Raw genomic sequence first — 18,818 nt, forward strand, 5'->3', positions numbered from 1 at the left:
GCTCCCGGGTTGAATTATCTATTTCAGGAAGCGAATGGCACGGGCCCGGCCACCTTCATCGATGATGACATCGGCCTGGATTTCTCCGGGGTCCCGCACAGGCTCCCAGGGAGACAGCACCGACGCGGGCAGGTTCATTCGCACTACGAAACCCATTTGAATGGGCTCGCCGTTGTCCAGCGCCAGGTAGTAGTCCACTTTGCCCGGTGCTGCTGACTTGGCCGGTGTCAGGGACGACGTCGCTTGCGGAACAGGCGACGCGGCCTGTAAAGGGTTTCCCACACCCGCTCCTGAAGCCTGTGCAACAGGCTGCTGCCCGACTGCCGGCTCAGAAGAAGCCGGGTGTCGACGGTTCGGAGTGACCACCAGCAACAGCAGAGCCACCATTCCCGCGGCGCCGAGCGCTGCCCAGCGCATAGGCCAGCCGCCACGCCGCATCGGAGCCCGGGAATGGATGCGAGCGAGAGCCGCCGCGTCACCCTGTTGAAATTCGGCCATAGCAGGCTCCAGACAATCCATCAAAGCAGCGGTGTTTACGGCCCTGGCGCGCACCAGTTCGATATGGTTTCGGCAGCGCTCGCAGGAGAGCAGGTGCTGCGACGCGGTGCGCGCCGCGCCCGGCGGCAGTTCGCCGTCCAGACAGGCGCGCAGATCTCCATCGGTCAGGCATGCGGTCATGGTTCGCCTCCGTATAATGCGCAGTATCTCTTTTCGAATTCGGCTTCAGCCCTTGCCAGGAGTGTGCCGATGGAGCCACGCTTGAGCTTCAGCAAGTCAGACAGCTCTCGATAAGAGAGTCCGGTGTTGCGCAGGAGCAGCAGTTGCGCCTGCGCCGGCTTGAGGATGGCAAGGACCGTGCGCACCTGTTTTTTCTTCTCCTCGCGCAGGATCGCGCCGAGCGCCTCCGCGCCGTGCAGGTGCGCGAACGCGGTCTCACCGGCCATCTGCTCCTTGCGCTTTCGCCGGGAATCGGCGCGCATCATGTCCAGACCGAGATTCACAGCCGTGCGATAGAGCCAGCCCGCAAGATTGGTCTCGGGCCTGAACAGGGCGGGGCGCGAAGATAACCTCCAAAAAGCCTCGGCTACTAAATCCTCGGCTTGGCCCCGCTCTCCGACCAGGCGTGTGAGAATGCCGACCAGTCGGCCGTAATGCTCCCGGAAAACATCCTCCAACGTGGAGCGCGCAGTGGACCGCCCATCCAAGCTTGCCTGAAACAGATTCGGCGGGGCATCCTCTCCAAGATCCATGCTCTATAAACGACAGCAGGTGCTGGAAAATGACAAAAAAGTTTTGCTCGAAGGTCCAGGCAGCGCCTCATGCGTGCTCCCGGTTGGGAAGCGCTGTCCCCAAAGGGATGGATCTATGCTGTTACTGCTTGAGCAATTGAGCCTTTGAGTCCTGGACGCTGTCCCATCTCCGGCTTCTTGAAATATTTCCGCGAGATTTTCTCCTCGCCCGATGGTAGTCTGCTCCCAATAAAGCAAGACAAACCACTCACCATCGGAGGAGGAACACCCATGCTGCGCTCGTCCCATCGCGTTATCGCCCCAGCTGTTTTCCTGGCTCTCGCGCTTACCGGCGCCTGGAGCCTCCGGTTGCATGCAGCCCGGCAGGCCGGCAGGGCTCAGACCGGCAGCGGCATCGACCCCATGATTCTCAACACGTTCCGCTGGCGCAGCATCGGCCCCGAGCGGGGTGGACGGTCCATCGCCATCTCAGGGGTGAAGGGGAGGCCCAAGGAAGGCTACTTCGGCGCCACAGGCGGCGGTTTGTGGAAAACCATTGATGGCGGCGAAAACTGGACGCCGGTGACGGACGGCCAGATCCACAGTTCCTCCGTAGGTGCCGTGGCCGTATCGGACACGAATCCCGACCTTGTCTTCATCGGCATGGGCGAGTCGTGCATCCGCGGCGATGTCATGGAAGGCGACGGCGTCTACAAGTCGACCGACGCCGGCAAGACGTGGACGCACGTGGCGTTCCCCGACGCCCGGGTGATCTCCAAAATCCGCATCCACCCGCTCAACCCGGACATCGTCTTCGTTGCGGCGTTCGGCCGCCTCAGCATTCCCAGCGAAGAACGCGGCGTCTACAAAAGCACGGATGGCGGCAAGACCTGGAGGCGCACACTCTTCAAAGACAATAAGACCGGGGCGGTCGACATCTCCATCGATCAGCGGAATCCGAAAGTCATGTTTGCAGCGCTCTGGGAAGCCTATCGCATGGAATACACGATGTCGAGCGGGGGTCCGGGCAGCGGTCTCTACAAGTCGACGGACGGAGGCGAGACCTGGACGGACATTACCCGCAATCCGGGCTTGCCCCAGGGCGTCGACGGCAAGATCGGCGTGTCTGTCTCCGGCGCCGATTCCAATCGCGTCTACGCCATCATCGAGAATGCTAACGGCGGCCTCTTCAGCTCAGACGACGCCGGTGCGACGTGGAAGTCGGTCAACGAGGGCCGCAACATCCGCCAGCGCGCTTTCTACTACACTCATGTGACGGCAGACCCGAAGAATCGCGACATCGTCTACGTCCAGAACGTCGGCACGTTCAAGTCTACCGATGGCGGGAAGACATTGCTGAACTTCGCCGGCGGCGATTCCCACGATCTGTGGATTGATCCTGACGACACCAACCACATCATGCACGCCAGTGACAGCGGCGGTGCCGTCACCTATGCCGGCGGCGGGCAGTGGAGCGCACGGGATTTCCCCACCGGACAGTTCTACCACGTCGTGACCACAAGGCACGTCCCATACCACGTGTGCGGTGCGCAGCAGGACAGCAGCACGATCTGTGTGCCGAGCAACACGGGCCTTGGCGGGGGCGGCGGACGCGGCGGCGCCGGAGGGGGGCGTGGTGGACGCGGCTCCGGGGCTCCGGCCACGTACGGCGCGGGGGGCGCCGAGCCGGGTTATATTGCGCCCGATCCGAAAGATCCCGACGTCTTTTTTGCGGGCGGCAACAACGGCTCGTTCATGACCAGGATCAACCGCAAGACGGGCGAAAACCGGGAGGTTGGAGTGTATCCGCGCATGTTCAGCGGCGCGCCGTCCAGTGCGCTGGTCGAGCGTGTGCAATGGACCTATCCGATCATCTTCTCGCCGGTTGATTCAAACATACTCTACTCCGCCACGCAACACGTGTGGAAGACCACCACGGGCGGGCAGACCTGGGAGAAAATCAGCGGCGACCTCACGCGACACGATCCGAAGACCATGGGCGACTCGGGTGGTCCGATCACACACGACATGAACAGCCCGGAGGTGTACGCAACTGTGTTCGCGCTTGGTCCGGGAAAGACGGATGTCAACGTCGTCTGGGCGGGTTCGGACGACGGTTTGATCCATGTCACTCGCGACGGCGGCAAGAACTGGGCAAACGTAACACCGAAAGGCATGCCTGACTTTGGGCGGGTCAGCATCATCGATGCATCGGCGTTCGACGCGGGCACAGCCTACGTTGCGGTCAAGCGGCCGCTGCTGGGGGACCTGGCACCGTACATCTTTCGGACACACGACTTCGGCAAGACCTGGACGAAGATCGTCAACGGTATCGGACCCCTCGAATACGTGCACGCCGTGCGTGAGGATCCTACACGAAAAGGCCTGCTCTACGCCGGAACTCAGGATGGCTTCTACATCTCATACGACGACGGCGACACCTGGCTGACTTTGTCGCTGAACCTGCCCGACACGCAGATCTCGGACATCGCCGTCGAGGCCAACGACATAGCAATATCGACCCACGGACGCGGCTTCTATGTTCTGGATCACGTCGCGCCGTTGCGGCAGTACACGCCGGCAGTCGCATCGGCCGGCGCATATCTGTTCAAGCCCGACGATGCGATCCGATCGGCCGGCGGGGCGACGATCATCTACCTGCTGAGGCAGCCGGCCCAGAGCCTGACGATCGATATCCTCGACAGCAAGGGGCAGGTGATCAGGTCTTTTTCCGGCAGCGCCGGCCGCGGTGCGGGTGAAGGACCTGGAGCTGCGGCCGGCGGCCGGGGCCGTGGCAGTCGTGGTAGCGGAGGGTCAGGCGCGTCCATGGCGGCCGGCCTGAACACCGTGTCCTGGGATCTGCGTTATCCGAGCGCCACGTCATTCCCAGGCATGATTCTGTGGGGCGGCAGTGTAACCGGGCCGGCTGCCGCACCCGGAACATATCAGGTGAGGATGACGGTCGACGGCGAGACGCAGATGCAGCCGCTTTTCGTCAAGAGACATCCGCTCTACACCGACGTCACGGACGCGGATCTCAAGGAACAGTTCGACCTGGCGATCCGGATCCGCGACAAGGTGAGTGAAGCTAATAACGCGGTCATCCAGATCCGCAGCGTGAAGAGCCAGGTTGTTGATCGGCTTTCGAAACCAGCATCCGACGCAAAGCTTAAGGCGGCGGGCGACCCGCTCATCAAGAATCTGAGCGCGGTGGAGGAGGAGATCTATCAGGTGAGGAATCAAAGCGGCCAGGATCCGCTGAACTTTCCCATCAAATTGAACAATCGACTTGCGTCCCTGTTGTCCATGGTCAACCACGGGGACGGCAAGCCGATTGGCAATGCCCAACCCGTCTTCGCCGACCTGTCGGCGGAACTCAAGGTGCTGACGGACAAGCTGCAGCAGGTGCTGGAACACGATTTGGCCGCATTCAACGCCGAAACGAAACGGTTGAGCTTGGATCCGGTCCGCGACAAGTGAGGCGTGCAAGGCCGCAGATAGACAAAGATGCCTGCGGATGTTCGTCCGAAGCTGAAATCCCGGCTTCCACAGATTGCGCGAGCCGCAAATGAAAGGACCCGTGATTGAATGCTCTGGCGGCCGCCATCGGGAGAATCCTTTCCACTGTTGCAGGCGACCAGCCGGCCTTCAGAGCCCCGGGGGCGATCCCTCGTCGGTCCCCGGACGTGATCCCGGGGCGGGGCCATGGCCGTAGGTCTTCTCCAACCTGTCGAGCATACGCAGTGATTCCAGGGAATTGTCCCCTTTTTTCGCCGAAAAAGGGTTGAACTCGACGCCGACTCGATACCGGTAGCTGAGTGCGGGTCCCCGCGCCACGGCATAGACAACCTTGCCCTCCAGTTGGATGGGCTCATCTTTTTCCGAATACCTTAGGAGGAGCGAGACTCGAATCGATTTCGGAGGGGTGTCGGTCAGGAATCCTATTCCCCCCTTGCTGATATTGACCGCTGGAAATCTCTGTTCCGACGGGGTGTCCATTCTGCGTTGCCAGAAACCGCCGCTTCGATAGGAAACGGTGGCTCCAGGGACAATAAACCGCACAAATCCTCGCCCCCCGATGTCAGCTTCCGCGCCCTGCCCCCAGCTCTTCATCGCTTCCCTCCTCGCTGTTCGGGCCAAATCTCCTTCTCGATGGTGTTGTTTCAGCATAAAGGTCACATCCATGATAGAAAGGGCTTTCAATCACAACCATGAGCCGACGCTGCCGGGAATGCAGCACGTCGGCCCTTTCGATTCCACAGGTCAGCCGATCCGTGGCTACGCCTGGAAGACGGCGGCCGGGACACACCGCCAAGTCTTGATACAAGTACGCAGGAAAGCAGGCGATCGCCTACTCGAAATTTCGGCGGCAGCCTGGGCGATCATCCGGTCAGCTGAAAGTGGTCCCTGACCGGCTTTCAAAAGCCCCTGCTGCCTGCGTTCGAGCCCCATGCCTGCCTACCCGAAGTTTCTCTGAATCCTCTGCTCCCCCAGGATCCGCCGAAAAGTGAGAATCCGTTCCCGGCAGCTTGAACAGCTTTCCAGATGTCCTTCGAGGAGGTACGCCATTTCAGGACTCAGGCGCTTGCTGTGCATCTCGTAAAAGACAAGGTCTAAGAGCAGGTCCACACAATTTGTCCTTTCAAGCAGCTCCATATGACCCTCCTTCCTCTCGTTTGTTTTCCGGGGAGCGGCCAGCCGCCTTACTGAAGAAGTGCGGAAGTAATGGCCGGAGTGAACTTAATTCCGATCGAGATTACTCCATCCGTGATCACAAACTGATCAAGAGCATTGATCGCCTCGGGCTGCATCTGTGATCGCAGCATCCGATACTGGTAGGTGACCGTTACCAATGTCGGCGTTGTTGTGTCCGAAGACGTGGTGTTGGGCACACTTACGGTGGTAGTGACCGAATAGATCAGCGTGACATCCTTGCCGGGGAAGAGCGCGGAAACCAGGTTGTCCAGAAACTGGCAGCGGCTGATACCCATCGTCTGCAGCACGCTGTCGGACATCGCTACCTGGCTGGAAACCCCGCCTCCCACCATGGAGTTGGTGCCAGGTGGCGGAGGATCCTGATTGCAGCACTTTGGAGGGGGGTCGCTCTGGCCCAGCGCGGCGCTGGGAACCAGGATGAGAAACAAAGACGCTATAAACACTGAAGTCAGCATTATTTTGGGACATTTCATTGTCGGCTCCTCGCTGAAGTGACTCCGGTTGAAAGTTGAAAGCAGGAAATGCGTGGGATAAGATGTGTTGACACTTTGCATAGTCTCGCGATCCGAGATAAAGGTGTTCAAGGCGCCCCGGTTGTTGACGCAACCTGGGCGCCCATTTGAATGCCTCCTCCTATTCTGTTCTCCTACCCACAAGAACGCAGAAAAACAAAAATTGCCTACTCGAAATTTTTTTTGGCGCGGATTGAAGCGGAAAACCGAAGATGGATCTACCGAGGATCGCCCACAAGAATATAGGGAATCCACGCCTGAGGCTCGAGTGTGCCCCTGGACCGAGCAGACTTGAGAAGCTCGAGCTGCGCCTTTTGCAGGGCCTCCGCCTTGGCTGCCCCCTGGCGCATCAGTTCGTGGAAACGGGAAGTGAGCATGCCCGTGGATGCGTCATCGACGGGTAAAAGGCTGGCAATGACCGCCGGAGCCCCGGCCTGCAGAAATGCGGGGATTAATCCCCAGGGGCTTTCACCTTCGGCCAGCGGACCGGTCCCGGTGTCGCATCCCGCGAGGTAGACCAGACGAGCCTGCTGCAGCTTCCAGCCGCTGATCACGGTGCTATCCAGATAGACCTCCGAGGGAGATGTCTGGAGCAGCAATACCGGCTTGCCCTCGTGGGTGATGGAATGACCGGCAAAATGGATGATGGCCGCATCCGCGGCCGCTTGCGCGCCGGAGCGCAGGTCGTCGGGCGACAGCCTTCTCGCGCTCCTGCCGTACAACCTCGAAAGATTTGCCAGCTCGTCGCCCGCATGCGGGAGGCTTGCCGACCCGTCGATCAAAAGGATGCGAGGGTCGCCGGAGGATTTCCGGCTCTCGCCGAGTGCGACGCAGTGATTGAGTATGCTCCGTGACGGCGCGATCGCAATTGGCGCGCGTTCGATCAGGAATCTCCCCTGCTCATCCTGCAAGCCCGCAAAAGGCAGAAGGTGGAGAGGGCCATCGGGCAAAATTACCAGAGTTCCGGTCAGTCCGCTTAACAGTTCCTGCTGGACCGGAGCGATCAGCTCGGCAAAAAGCCTGCGCGAAAGAGCCGCGAAGGCGGCCGTATCGCCTTTGTTGACGCTCGCCAGATACTCCCGCACCTGAACATCGAGATCTTTGATCGAGATCCCTTGGGAAACAGTGTGCAGGCGCCCTTGAGATTCCACGAAAATCAACAACCGGTCCGGGACAAAAAAATATTCGAGGACCGCCATGGCGGAGGCTCGATTCTCACTCCCAGGTCTGTTCGCCGGAGGCGATGGGATCGAACCGGAATTTGGAGTCTGCAGCCGGAGGCGTTCCCTCAGCGTCATCGACTTCGCCCGATCCACATAGTCCAGCGCCTGGCGGGAATCGTCGTACGTTTGGTGGAGTATGGCAACGATGGCCCGGTAGGGGTCAAATCGCTCGGTGAGAAACGACCGCCTGAGTTCCCCAGGATCGATGTTCCGGCGCAACTGCTCCAGGACTCTCGTTGCCTCCTGCAGAGACGCCAGTGCCGCCGCGTGATCTCCGCTATCCTCGAGAAGCCTGCCCTTGAGAAACCTTGCTTGCCAATTGATCTCTTGGTACTCGTTGGATGACGGGATGGCAGCCAGCATCTCCCCTGCCTCCCGCATCCGCCTCTGACTCAGGTAAACCTCGGCCAGGCCGATGCGGTTGCGGGCAGCGAGCTCACGCATTCCCGTGGGTGCAGACTCCAGGCTCTCCTTGAAGAGCTTTTCGGCGGCGCCCAGATCGCCCATGCGCAGGGTGAGGTCCCCCTGTTTATAAAGCAGATTCAGTTGGCGAAGAATCGTCGCCGGCACCGGTTCTTCCGTTTGGCCCTCCTGAAATGCGTTCTGCTGATCGTAGGCCTCGCGGTAACAGCTGCGGGCATCCCCAAGTCGGCCCAGACGGTCCATTACGAGGCCCGTGTTTTCGAGGATGTCGATCAGTACCCCTTCATCGCGTATCCGAAACGCCAAACCCAGGCCTGCGGTGTATTCCAGAAGGCTCCGGTCCAGCTGTCCCAGCCTCCGGAACAGGCTCCCCGACACGAAGCAGGAATATGCTTTCCAGTAATCCAGGTTGTAGGTCATAGCCTGCTTTTTCAGTTCTTCCGCGCAGCGCAGGACATCGTTGAACTTCCTCTGCTCTCCATAGACGATCGCCAGCGAAGCGAGCGCCTTGGCCCTCATTTCGGGGGAATCGAGACGCTTGGCGATTTCGAGCATTTTGCCGTATTCGGTTAGTGCAGCGCCGTAATCAGCCCTGGCGAAGTATAAGGAATTCCCGCGGAGGTGATGGACGTTGAAGAGCTGCCAGGAATCGTTAAGGCTTGTGAACCGTTCTTCCAGAGCCGGGATCCCGCTCATTGCAGCAGCCACATCCCCGCTCTTGTGTAGCTCCACGAGAACCTTAAGCCTGCAGTCCAAATCCCACTTGAGTGCGCGTTCCTCTTGCGTAAGGCTGCTGTAGAACTCAAACAGTGGTTTGTAGCTCTGATCTCCAGTAACGCTGCTATAGGCAGCTTCCATCACTCGTGCTGCCCAGAGCTGATCCGCGGGATGGGGACTGTTCGGAGCTGCTTCCATGGAATCCGGCTCCAGGCTGCGCTGCATGGCCCCGCGGATTGCGGCCGGCATCTGGTAGGGCGCCACCTGAGCTAAAATCTCCAGGGCCGGGCGATCGCGCGCGCGCGCCGCCTGGTTCACCTCCTTTTCGACCGCGCTGAAATTGGTCGCCTGGATCCTGGTTTTCAGGCGCTTCAGATCTTCCGCCCAGATGGATCCGGGGTCAAGGACGAGGTAGGCTTCGATCTCCTTGAGGGCCTCCTTGTGCCTGCCGGATTCAAAAAGCGCCCGGCACTTGTCGTAGCGGGCTTCAGCCGAGCCGGGAATCTTCTCCAATACGGAGTCGAAATCGGCGATCGCCCCGGCCAGCAGGGTGCCGCGCTGAACCGCGTCCGAGGCGCGCACGGATTCCTCGTACTGGACTACTCCGCGCCCCAGCAAGGCCTGAGCATCGCCGCTCCTGGCATCCAGGACCGATTGAAACTCGCGGCGCGCTTCCTCGAACTTTGAATCGGTCAGGTAGATAAACGCGATTCCCAGGCGGGCTTCCGCCATGCCGCCGTCGGCACCCAGCGCCTGAAAGAAGAGCCCTTCCGCGCGCCGGAGAGCATCGCGTTCTGCAGGTGCGCGGGTTGATGTGGCAGGGGTGAAAGGAAGGGCAAGGCGCAGGTTGCTGGGGCTCTTCCCCGTATAGTCCTGCTCCAATATCGTCTTTGCCTGGGCGTAAAAGACCTCGGATCGTCTGGTGACCGAGATGTATCGGAAACCCCAGAGGCCGACCGCGATCAGGGCCACCGCCGCGGCGGCCGCAAGAGACCAGAGCGGCCACCGCCGCTTGCGATCGGCGGCAGACTGTTCTCTCCTGGAAACCTGGCGCACCAGGGCGAGCATCTTCCCCAGCTCGGCCTCGGAGGGCGCTGCGCCGTCCGCGGCCGCGTGCTCGGGCTCGGGATGCAACATCCGGAGCACGTCCTCCAACGCCTCCCGGCAGTGCGCGCACTTCGCCAGGTGCGCCTCCAGGACGATGTTCTTGCTCTCTCTGCCCGCCCGGGCAATGTAGGAAGAGATTTCTTCGTCCGTCAGGCAGTGCTGAGCGAGTCTACCGTTTCTCATCGTGACTTGCCTCTGGTTTGGCGGCAGATGCCAGGGTCCGAACCCGGTCCACAAGCCGATTGAGCAGCTTTTCTACGCCCGCCTTGCTCAGGTTGATTCCTTTGCATTCGGCGATCTGTCTGAAAGATAGACCATGGGAGAAATAGAGCTGAAAAACGAGTTGATCCCTTGCCAGGGCGGGGCCCGAAAGGCTCCTCATACTGCGCTGGGTTAAGGACGTGAGTTCACGCCCGAGGATCTCGCGTTCCGACTTGGAATCGACTGCTATGCGGTCTGGGTCCGGATTGGCCGCTTTGGCAACGCCATTCCTCATCGACGCGCCAGCGGCCGCGCTCTTGAAAACCCTGTGCCGCCTCAGAGTGTCCATTACAACGGAACGCGCAATCACGGCCAGGTATGCCAACAGTTCATCCTCGCTGGTACCCGAGAACCGTTTCATGACCGCACAGTCTTTTTCCACCAGGCGCAGGATCGTATTTTGAAGAAAATCGCTCTCTTGAATGCCGCCGGGCACCGTCGCGCCGTCAGGATCGGAAAAAGTGCAGACGGTCTTGTGAAGGGTGCCGCGGATGAAATATTTGATCTTCCAAGTGTATCGCCGCAGGAATTCGCTCCAGGCGGCGGCGTCTTCCCTGTCAGCGGCGCAGAGGAAGAACAACTCCACTGGATCAAGGCGAGCGGATTGTTCACCGTCTGAATGCAGCGAGCCTTTGTGTAACATTGGTGGGTTATTATATGCCGCCTTCGTTCCTGATAAATCAAATTTCCTGCAAAAAAAAAGCAGAAAACGCAAAAACACCATGGGAAACAGTAGGATCGACTTATGGCATCTGCCGGTTGTAAATCTGCTTCCGTGTCTCCATCTCGCCGCCGAAACCGCGGCTGACGGTGGCGACCGTCAGGATCTTCCCATTTTCGGAAAGTGACCACTCTTCCTTCGTATTCACTTCAGTCGTGCCAAAGGGAGAACTGACGCTTCCGTACTGCTCGATGACAAGCTTGTTCGCTGCCCACTTCGCCCGGTAGAAAAGACCGTCAGGCGCACCCTGAAGGGCGTTTTCGGAGCCGTCCAGGAGGTAGTTGGTCTGCGTTGCAGGCTTATGACTCCATCTGGTCTCTACCTGCAGCCGGTTTGCGTCTTGTTTGACAGTCAGGCTCGCGTCTATGGTTTGAACGCTCCCCCCAACCAGAGTTCCCATCGGATCGCTCTTAGCCTGGTCGCGAATCCAGGTCCCGCTGAAATTGGTGGCAACCTGCTCTGAGGCCGAAAGGCCGAATCCAACGGCAAGGCAAAAAGTCAAAATGAATCGGTTCATCGCATCTCCCTTTGAATTTATGCGACTCGTTAACTGTGCTCTTTCAGTCATGGCGTGCTAGCGGTCAAGCGGCCAGGCAGCCTCCAAGACTCAAAGACTCGAACACTCTAAGAAACCAGGAGCCATCTTCGAAACCCTGTCCCCTTCTTGCTCTCCGTAGCTTTCGCAACAGCCTCCCGTGGGCGCCGGCTGCCAGACGGCGCTCAGCCTGGGAATTCTGAGATCACGGGCCGCGTTCGACGTCCTCGGCCCACGGGCACGGCTCCCCCCAAAAACATTCCTTTCTGCGGCAAGTCGGTGTATCAGGAGGAAATCAGGAATGACCCCTTTTTGCATTGCTTAATCTTCGAAATGGTCTCTGGCATCGGGGGGGGGCTATCTCCTCTCGGCCTTAATGACCTGGGCAAGCGTTTCGCGATAACGAGCTTCGTGGGCCGCCAGTTCGGAAATCATGGATGGGAGCGGATCCATTGCCCTCTTGCCATTTCGCTTTATGATTGCGGGCAGTTGGGCCACCTGTTTTCTGCATTCGCTCAGTCCGGCCTCGATTCTGGCTATTGCCTCACGCGCTCGAGCCGGCCTCCCGAGCCGGATGTACGCTTCGGCAAGCGCCTGCCAGGCATCATCCGCTTCCTGCCAGCGCCGGAATCGCTGCCTGGCGTCGGATAGTTCTGCGGGGATCAGGTCGGTCGTCGTCTCCCGGTCGTATTTCTCGGCAGCGGCAATCCCCTCCTTTATTAAGGCTGGAACACGATCCAGCCGGACCCCGCGCCCCGCATACAGGGAGGCAACCCTCAGTATGTTCGATCCCCAGTTCGCCCAGCCCGGCCGTGCAGGCGATTCCGCGCCCTGACGCTCGAGCTCGAGAACTTTCTCTCCGGCCGCGATGAACTCGCTGTCGGGATGGTTTTTCAGCTCCAGCAATGTCTGCATCCGGTCGATCCAGACGAATGGATCCTCCGGCAGCCGCTGGATCCACGAGTCGCTCATGCGCAGGCGGCTCTCCCAATACGCCGCCTTCGCGGCCGCCGGAGCTTCCGCTTTGGGAGCGGGATTCTTGGCGGGCCAGTCCCGCGTCATTTCCTGGATCACGTACGCCCACCGCCCGTCGTAACTTGTATCCCTGGCAAGCATGGATCGGGCAGTTTCCGCGTCCCCGATCATTTGATAGCCAACGCGCACCAGCAATCTGAGATCGACGGAGCGGCCGGCCTCGAGGCCGCGGAGACGTTTCAAGTCTTCGCCTATCCTCATATCAACCGCCGCCGGATCCTCCCCGGGGGCCTGCCTGATCATCTCCATTGGCCAGAGTTCCTGATACAATAGCAACGACGGAGTGTCCGTTCGGGTCGCCAGAATCGCGCGCATGCGCCTGAGCGTGTCTGCGGCGAACTCAGGATCGCCAATGGATATCAGGAACCGGATCGGCTCCGGGCTGTCCGGGCACAGCTTCATGAACGCCTTCAAATATGTTTGGACTTTATCCTTATCAGGATAGTCGAAGTGCCGGTAGACTTCAGCGAGAGCCAGGTTGGCCCACGGCGCGTCCGGATTGTCCGCTATAAGCTGCCGCATGAGCCGGATCGTTTCCGGCGTGTTTTTGCCAATCAGGCTGTAGGCATACAGATAGATCGCGTCCGGGTCGCCCGGGTGCTGCTCCAGCCTTCTGCGATAGCGGGTGACCAGGTAATCGTGCTCGCGCAGCAGCATGTTTCGAGCCTCGAGGGAAGCCTTGTGCAGGAAGAAATCGTCCCCGTTCTCCACGGCAAGATTGTACAGACGCTCCGATCTGATTTCTCTCCTGCGCACGGGGGTCAGGCTCTCGTCCACTATCCAGCCCTCATCGATGACCGCCAGCACTCCCGCACTCGGCCCGCACCGGCATGACTGGGCAGCGTTCCCCTGAATTTTTGCACCCGCAGCCGAGTTTGTCTCCGCTCCCGGATTTGAGAGATTCGGTGGCGGAGCCGGCTGGCGCAGGCTCTCCATCCCGGAAGCCTTCGTGTCTTGCTTCATCGGGCCGGGGACGGTGGCCACGGCCGGCCGCTTCGGGGGAGATATGTGCGTGCGGGTACCCAGGCGCGTGGCGGCAAGAATGAGCACGATCCCGGCAACGGCCACCGCGGGCAGCCTCCATCCCCATCGGTGGAAGAGCACGTTCAGATTCCATCCGCTCCCCGCTTTATGGACAGGCTGCGGGCCGGGGATTCTTTCCGGAGGTCCGGCGACGATGATTCGCTTTATGATTCCGGGCCACAGGTCGTTTTCGGGCATCACGCTCCTGGGAAGGGAGGCTGACTCGAACGCCAGGGCCCGCAACGACCTGATTTTTTCCCGGCAGTCTCTGCACTGCTTCAGGTGCTCTGCCATCCGTCGGTGGTCAGCCGGCGGAAGCGTCGCGTCCATCAGATCGTCCATCATGTTTACGAAAGTCTGGCATTTCATCGTTCGAGCGCCTCCCTTAGAAGCTTCCGCGCGCGGGAAAGCTGGGCTTTGCAGGTTCCCGTCGCCAGCCCCATGGCCTCGGCAATCTCCCCATGCTTGAATCCCTCGATGTCATGCAGGACAAAGACGGCGCGCGCCTGGCGCGGAAGGGATGCGATGGCCCTCTCGAGATCCATGCGCAGATTGCGGGCGGGCTCGGCACCGTGCGCGGAAGCCGGTTGCGAATCTTCCCCGGCCGCGAACCGTTCTCCCCTTCTGCCAGACGATTTCAGTTCCCCCAGAATCACGTTCACAGAAAGTCGATAGAGCCAGGAAGCGAAACTGCTCTCTCCGCGGAAGCTGTTCAACTTGATCCATGCGCGCACGAAAATCTGCTGGGTCGTCTCCTCGGCGCGGGCGCGGTCCGCAAGGATGCGCAGGCAAATGGCATAGACACGGCTGAGATGCATACGATAGATCATCTCGAAGGCAGCATGATTCCCGGACCTGGCCTGGGCAATCAGCTCATTCGCGTCTTCTTCCAGATAGCCTGCTTTCTCCATCAACAGCTGGGAACTGGCCATAGTGTGTGTTCCTGTATTAAGACAGTTGTGCCGCGGGAAAGGTTTAAACGGAACTGCAGACCATTTTATCTGACTTGTCGGGAGAAGGTGCCATGCCGACTCAAATGGAACCGCCGGGCGGGCGGGGGCTGGGCAGCGGTTCCCGGCTGCTCCAGCCTGCAAATCGGACGTCAGGAGGGTATGTCCATTACGCCGCGACCGGTTTCCAACTCTTCCAAATCGCAATCGGAACTCTTAGCCGGAAAAAGCCGATACTGACCTCGATAGCGATTGCGATACCGATCCCGACGTTCACTAACCGGATAACATGAGCTTTTCATGCGTCACAGGGTGCGCCACGGCGCATGAGCGACTGTTCCGGAAATCGCGTGTCAGGCCGGTGTGAGTACCAGGTCCCCATAAAGACGGCGCGTGTTCTCACTCACGGCCTCGGCGACTTCGGCCCGGCTGACTCCTTTGATTTCGGCAATCGCCTGGATTGAAAGGAGGGCATTGGCGGGCTCGTTCCGTTCCTGGGGCTTTGGTCCGAGGACGGGGCTGTCGGTTTCGACCAGCAGACAGTCGAGCGGCAGGCGCCGGACCAGCTTTTTCTTTTGCTCGGACCGGACGATCGAGGGGGGAATCGAGAAGAAAAAGCCGGCCTCGACGGCAGGAAGAGCGGCCGCGCTGTTACCGTCGAAGGCATGGAGTTGGACTCTGGCAGCTTCGTGCCGGAGCAGGAATGCAACCGCATGCCGCCCGGCAGATCGGGAATGTACGTTGAGCGGCAGGCTCAGCTCCCGAGCCAGCAAGATGAAACCGGCGAGAATCTCGCGCTGCAGTTCCCGCTGCGTTTCCTCCTGTACCGCCCAGTAATCGAGCCCGACTTCTCCGATTGCGATCAGCCTGTCTGCGTGAGTGCGAATGAACCGGCGCATCTCCTCGGCGCGCTCGAGACTGAGGTGTGTGGGATAGAGCCCGGCAGCGGGCCGGATCATGGAATGAGCTGTCGCCAGCTCAATGTTTTTCTCCGCATCCTTGAGGTCCTCGCCGACTGCAATGACTGCAGCCATCCCAACCTCCCGGGCGCGATCGAGAACCTCGGTTCGATCGGTGTCGAAAACGGGATCGCACAGGTGCGCGTGGGTGTCCACCAGGCGCGTGGTCTGGGAATTCAAGCCTGGCCTCCCGCCGCTGCCCGCTGCCGGTGAGCCTCATATAAAAACACGCCGCCGGCCGATGCCACATTCAGCGAGTCGGTCTGGTTGTGCATGGGAATGGCGGCGCGTTCCGTCGCAAGCCCGGCAACTTCTGCCGACACCCCGGTGTCTTCATTTCCGAGGACGATGCACACATTGCCGGTCAAAACCACGCCGTGGATCGTTGAGGCGCCACGCGGATCCGCGACGACGATGCGCGTCTGGAATCGGCATCGCAATCGGCCCAGGGATTCCGCAAGAGAAGTCACATGAATGACCGGAATCTTGAAGACTGCGCCCATCGAGTTCCGCACCGCGCGCCGCAAGTAGGGACTGCACGAAGTCTCCCCCACCAAAATCGCATTCACGCCGAAGGCCGCGCAGTTGCGTACGATTACCCCTACATTCTCTGAGGTGCGCAGACCGTCGAGCGCCACCAGCAGATGGGAAGCCGGCAGATCATCGGGGGAGCCCTCCGCCGGCGCCTTCGCCACCGCCATAATGCCTTGATGGATGTTGAACCCGACAATCTCGCGCAACAAACCCTCTTCGGCAAGAAAAACCGTCACGTCTTCCCTGCCCTCCAGATGACCGGCAGACTGAAGCCGTGCCAGCCAGTTGGGGGTCAGCAGGAGAGATTTCACCTCGAGCCCTGAATCGAGAAGCCGGCATACGACCTTCTCCCCTTCGGCCACGAAAATACCAAGGCGGGCATGCGCCATCGGGCGCTTCAAGGTCCGGTAAGGCTCGAGCTCATTCTGCTCGAGTGAAGAGACTCGTTGGATCAAGCCGGCGTTCATATCCTCATCCCAAGGTGGGCGCGCTCCTGCCGGGAGACCTGCACAAGCAGCTGGGTTCCCACTGGATTCACAGGATTCCCCCTCTCCCTCGTCCTGTCAAGCCTCTGCTGGCCAACGCCTTTGGCGATCTGATATATTGCGGCTCGCTTGAGAGTGCCGGCAAGCGCTGTTATCATGAAGCTCGCATTTTCTTTGCGCCCACAGCTCAATTGACCAACGCCACCCGATCTATGCTTTCAGATGATTTCATTTCAGGAGTTCGGCGATCAGTGCTTCGGTGAGTTTGGATGTGCCGTCTTTTTTCCCGGCCATCTTCTCCATATAAGGGCAGGTGCCAGATGTAATAATCCTGCCGTCCTGAACAACGCCCTCGCCGCTGTAAGTCGCATCCGCAAATGGCGGTAATCCTAATCCTTGTCCAAGAGCATATTTCTTGCCCTTCAGCACACCGGCTTGCCAAAGTTGGAAAACAGATCCGGTCTGCGCTGCGATGGGCTTTCCTTTGGCCGCTGCTTCTCTGACGATCGACGAGCCTTCGGGAGAAAGCGGCCCAATTTTGGTAGCCATGCAAGGCATGATTAATCCCCTATAATCGGATACCCGAACCTCGCTAAGCTTGAGGTCGGGTTGCAGCTTCTGGTTTCCGGCTTGCAACAGCCGCTTTGAAGCAGTGGCTACCACGACCTGAAAACCGGCCTTTTGAAGCATATCTTTCATTACTCCAACTTCCTTTGTAAGCATCAGCTCAAGATCGGCTGATTTATCCTCGTTAAGGATCATCAAGACCTTGCCCTTTTGTAAGTTTGTTTGTGCTACAGAATTGCAGCAGAAAAGGAGACTCAGGATCAAAGCAAAAGCCTCAATTTTTTGCATTGCTCTCTCCGTTTTGTGGTCAGTGATGAAGTGTCGGATGCAAGCCAAAGCATGAAACAAAACCATCTTACCTCTTCTCAAATCCCTTTTGCTATTCTTCGAGCAGAGTTACAGCCGCGGATCAACTGCTTTCAGTCAATCGGTGAGGTCAGTAACCTCAGCGAAAAGATTTGCTATCCGAGCCCGGGCAGGGTCAGCACAAAAAACATTGGTACCAGGAATATCAATGCCAGCAGGGGAAAGACGTACCAGGCCACGCGGCTGAATGCCGATGGGGTGGCGACTCGTCCTGTCCGGATCGCACGATCCTCCAAAGGAGCGCCTACAAGGACCATCCCTAATAGCGGTGTAAAACCGGAGGATAGAAGAAATGCAAAAGCCCCGGCCACATGACCCTGCATCTGGATGGACCCAATCAATAAGCCGATGATCCCCATAGCTGCAAAAGCCGTGGACAGCGTCGGCCCTGAATTGGCCCCGCGTATAGACAACATAAGTGCTATCGTCCCGCCCACAACTACCAGTAATGCTGGCTTAAATGTAGGCCCATAAAGTTTGAGGAACCACGGTGCCAAAAACAAAAACAACAGAACATACCCGAATGCAATGCCGAACCTCCAGCCAGGGTGACCGATTGACGTTGGTCCTGGCACTCCCGTCGGCGCCAACGGCCGACTGCGTAGTTTCCCCGTGAGCTTCCAACAGGGGATAAAGCAGATCACTGCCAGCACGAGGCCATATAGCGCGGTCGCAAGCGACTGGGACAATTCCTTTATTATCAACTGCCAGGTTCCAAATTCAACCGTACCAATCGAGCCGAAGAAAATCATAAGATGCAGGATGCTGCGCAATACACCCATTATCCAGAAACTACGGCCCGCAGCTTCCCAGAAAAAGGCAGAGCTTCTGAAATCAGTTTCTTTCGCACGAGTTCCTGCGGCATCCCGGAGTGCGCACCGGATTTCGGCGCCCGGAAAACTGATCATCGCCAGCGCCATCCCGCCCACCAGCACAAAGAGAAATCCGGAGGGATCGACGAGATTGGCCGGGTCTCCCGATTGGATCACACCCAAGGCCAGAATCCCTAATATCAAAATCCATCCCGAGATGAGCGAATATCTCTTTATGGTCCTCATGTGCGGCACCACATCCTCCTTTTCGGGCTGACCGATCTCAAGCATGGGCACCCCCGCAAGGGAGATACACTCACTGCAAAGAATCAACTGGAGTTACCACCATTATAGATCTTCTGAATGGGCGTACGAAATTAATAGCCAATCCATCAAGTGCCTGGTTAACGGCGATCTTGTACAATGACCTGGAGACCGAACAATCGGCGCAGCCCTGATGTGAGCGACCGGCAAGGAATGAAAATCCACATGTCCGGTTACGCGACTTGAACGAAGCCGCTGTGCGGCGGACTTGGTGCCAATAGTCTGATTGGCGGCAATAACGCCGAAACATAGTAAGGTTGGGTCACAAGGAGGGGCTTGTGACTCGACTACGAAAGATGATGCTGGAGGAACTCCAGCG

The 18,818-nt window shown here is 59.2% G+C and carries 15 protein-coding genes; 1 reads left to right on the forward strand and 14 read right to left on the reverse strand.

Annotation, left to right across the window (positions count from 1 at the left end):
• Positions 1 to 18 precede the first annotated feature (18 nt).
• Together LAP85_17755 and LAP85_17760 are read right to left on the reverse strand one after the other, a co-directional pair.
• Entirely contained in the window at positions 19 to 678 is a 660-nt protein-coding gene (locus LAP85_17755) for a hypothetical protein (GenBank protein ID MBZ5498249.1), read from the reverse strand.
• A complete protein-coding gene (locus LAP85_17760; protein MBZ5498250.1) occupies positions 675 to 1,205 on the reverse strand; it encodes a sigma-70 family RNA polymerase sigma factor in 531 nt (176 codons plus the stop codon). The genes LAP85_17755 and LAP85_17760 overlap by 4 nt, the downstream gene beginning before the upstream one ends.
• 315 nt (positions 1,206 to 1,520) lie before the next feature.
• On the opposite strand from LAP85_17760, the gene LAP85_17765 reads away from it, so the two are divergent.
• The gene (locus tag LAP85_17765; GenBank protein ID MBZ5498251.1) at positions 1,521 to 4,709 is read left to right on the forward strand and encodes a glycosyl hydrolase; all 3,189 of its coding nucleotides are present in this window, start codon (positions 1,521 to 1,523) and stop codon (positions 4,707 to 4,709) included.
• A 168-nt stretch (positions 4,710 to 4,877) separates the two neighbouring features.
• On the opposite strand, the gene LAP85_17770 is transcribed toward LAP85_17765, so the two are convergent.
• The 12 genes from LAP85_17770 to LAP85_17825 form a co-directional block, all read right to left on the reverse strand.
• Entirely contained in the window at positions 4,878 to 5,342 is a 465-nt protein-coding gene (locus LAP85_17770) for a PilZ domain-containing protein (GenBank protein ID MBZ5498252.1), read from the reverse strand.
• 345 nt (positions 5,343 to 5,687) lie between these two features.
• Positions 5,688 to 5,885, reverse strand: coding sequence for a hypothetical protein (locus tag LAP85_17775; GenBank protein MBZ5498253.1), 198 nt, complete (start codon positions 5,883 to 5,885; stop codon positions 5,688 to 5,690).
• A 47-nt stretch (positions 5,886 to 5,932) separates the two neighbouring features.
• Entirely contained in the window at positions 5,933 to 6,418 is a 486-nt protein-coding gene (locus LAP85_17780; GenBank protein ID MBZ5498254.1) for a hypothetical protein, read from the reverse strand.
• 257 nt (positions 6,419 to 6,675) lie between these two features.
• Positions 6,676 to 10,110, reverse strand: coding sequence for a CHAT domain-containing protein (locus LAP85_17785; protein ID MBZ5498255.1), 3,435 nt, complete (start codon positions 10,108 to 10,110; stop codon positions 6,676 to 6,678).
• The gene (locus tag LAP85_17790; GenBank protein ID MBZ5498256.1) at positions 10,097 to 10,831 is read right to left on the reverse strand and encodes a sigma-70 family RNA polymerase sigma factor; all 735 of its coding nucleotides are present in this window, start codon (positions 10,829 to 10,831) and stop codon (positions 10,097 to 10,099) included. The genes LAP85_17785 and LAP85_17790 overlap by 14 nt, the downstream gene beginning before the upstream one ends.
• Before the next feature lie 100 nt (positions 10,832 to 10,931).
• Positions 10,932 to 11,426, reverse strand: coding sequence for a hypothetical protein (locus LAP85_17795; GenBank protein MBZ5498257.1), 495 nt, complete (start codon positions 11,424 to 11,426; stop codon positions 10,932 to 10,934).
• 375 nt (positions 11,427 to 11,801) lie between these two features.
• Positions 11,802 to 13,871 carry a zf-HC2 domain-containing protein gene (locus LAP85_17800; GenBank protein ID MBZ5498258.1) on the reverse strand — a complete coding sequence of 690 codons (2,070 nt, stop codon included), beginning with the start codon at positions 13,869 to 13,871 and terminating at the stop codon, positions 11,802 to 11,804.
• On the reverse strand, positions 13,868 to 14,413 hold the full coding sequence (locus LAP85_17805; GenBank protein ID MBZ5498259.1) for an RNA polymerase sigma factor: 546 nt from the start codon (positions 14,411 to 14,413) through the stop codon (positions 13,868 to 13,870). The genes LAP85_17800 and LAP85_17805 overlap by 4 nt, the downstream gene beginning before the upstream one ends.
• Positions 14,414 to 14,805: 392 nt before the next feature.
• Entirely contained in the window at positions 14,806 to 15,591 is a 786-nt protein-coding gene (locus tag LAP85_17810; protein MBZ5498260.1) for a TatD family hydrolase, read from the reverse strand.
• Complete coding sequence (locus LAP85_17815; protein ID MBZ5498261.1) at positions 15,588 to 16,412, reverse strand: RNA methyltransferase; 825 nt, start codon at positions 16,410 to 16,412, stop codon at positions 15,588 to 15,590. Before LAP85_17815 ends, LAP85_17810 begins: the two co-directional genes overlap by 4 nt.
• A 246-nt stretch (positions 16,413 to 16,658) precedes the next feature.
• Positions 16,659 to 17,285 (reverse strand): DJ-1/PfpI family protein, encoded by a 627-nt coding sequence (locus tag LAP85_17820; GenBank protein MBZ5498262.1) that lies wholly within the window; start codon positions 17,283 to 17,285, stop codon positions 16,659 to 16,661.
• Between the two features lie 173 nt (positions 17,286 to 17,458).
• Positions 17,459 to 18,466, reverse strand: a complete 1,008-nt coding sequence (locus tag LAP85_17825; GenBank protein ID MBZ5498263.1) for a hypothetical protein — start codon at positions 18,464 to 18,466, stop codon at positions 17,459 to 17,461.
• Positions 18,467 to 18,818 lie beyond the last annotated feature (352 nt).

It is taken from the genome of Terriglobia bacterium (genome assembly GCA_020072565.1).
Lineage (GTDB): Bacteria > Acidobacteriota > UBA6911 > UBA6911 > UBA6911 > JAFNAG01.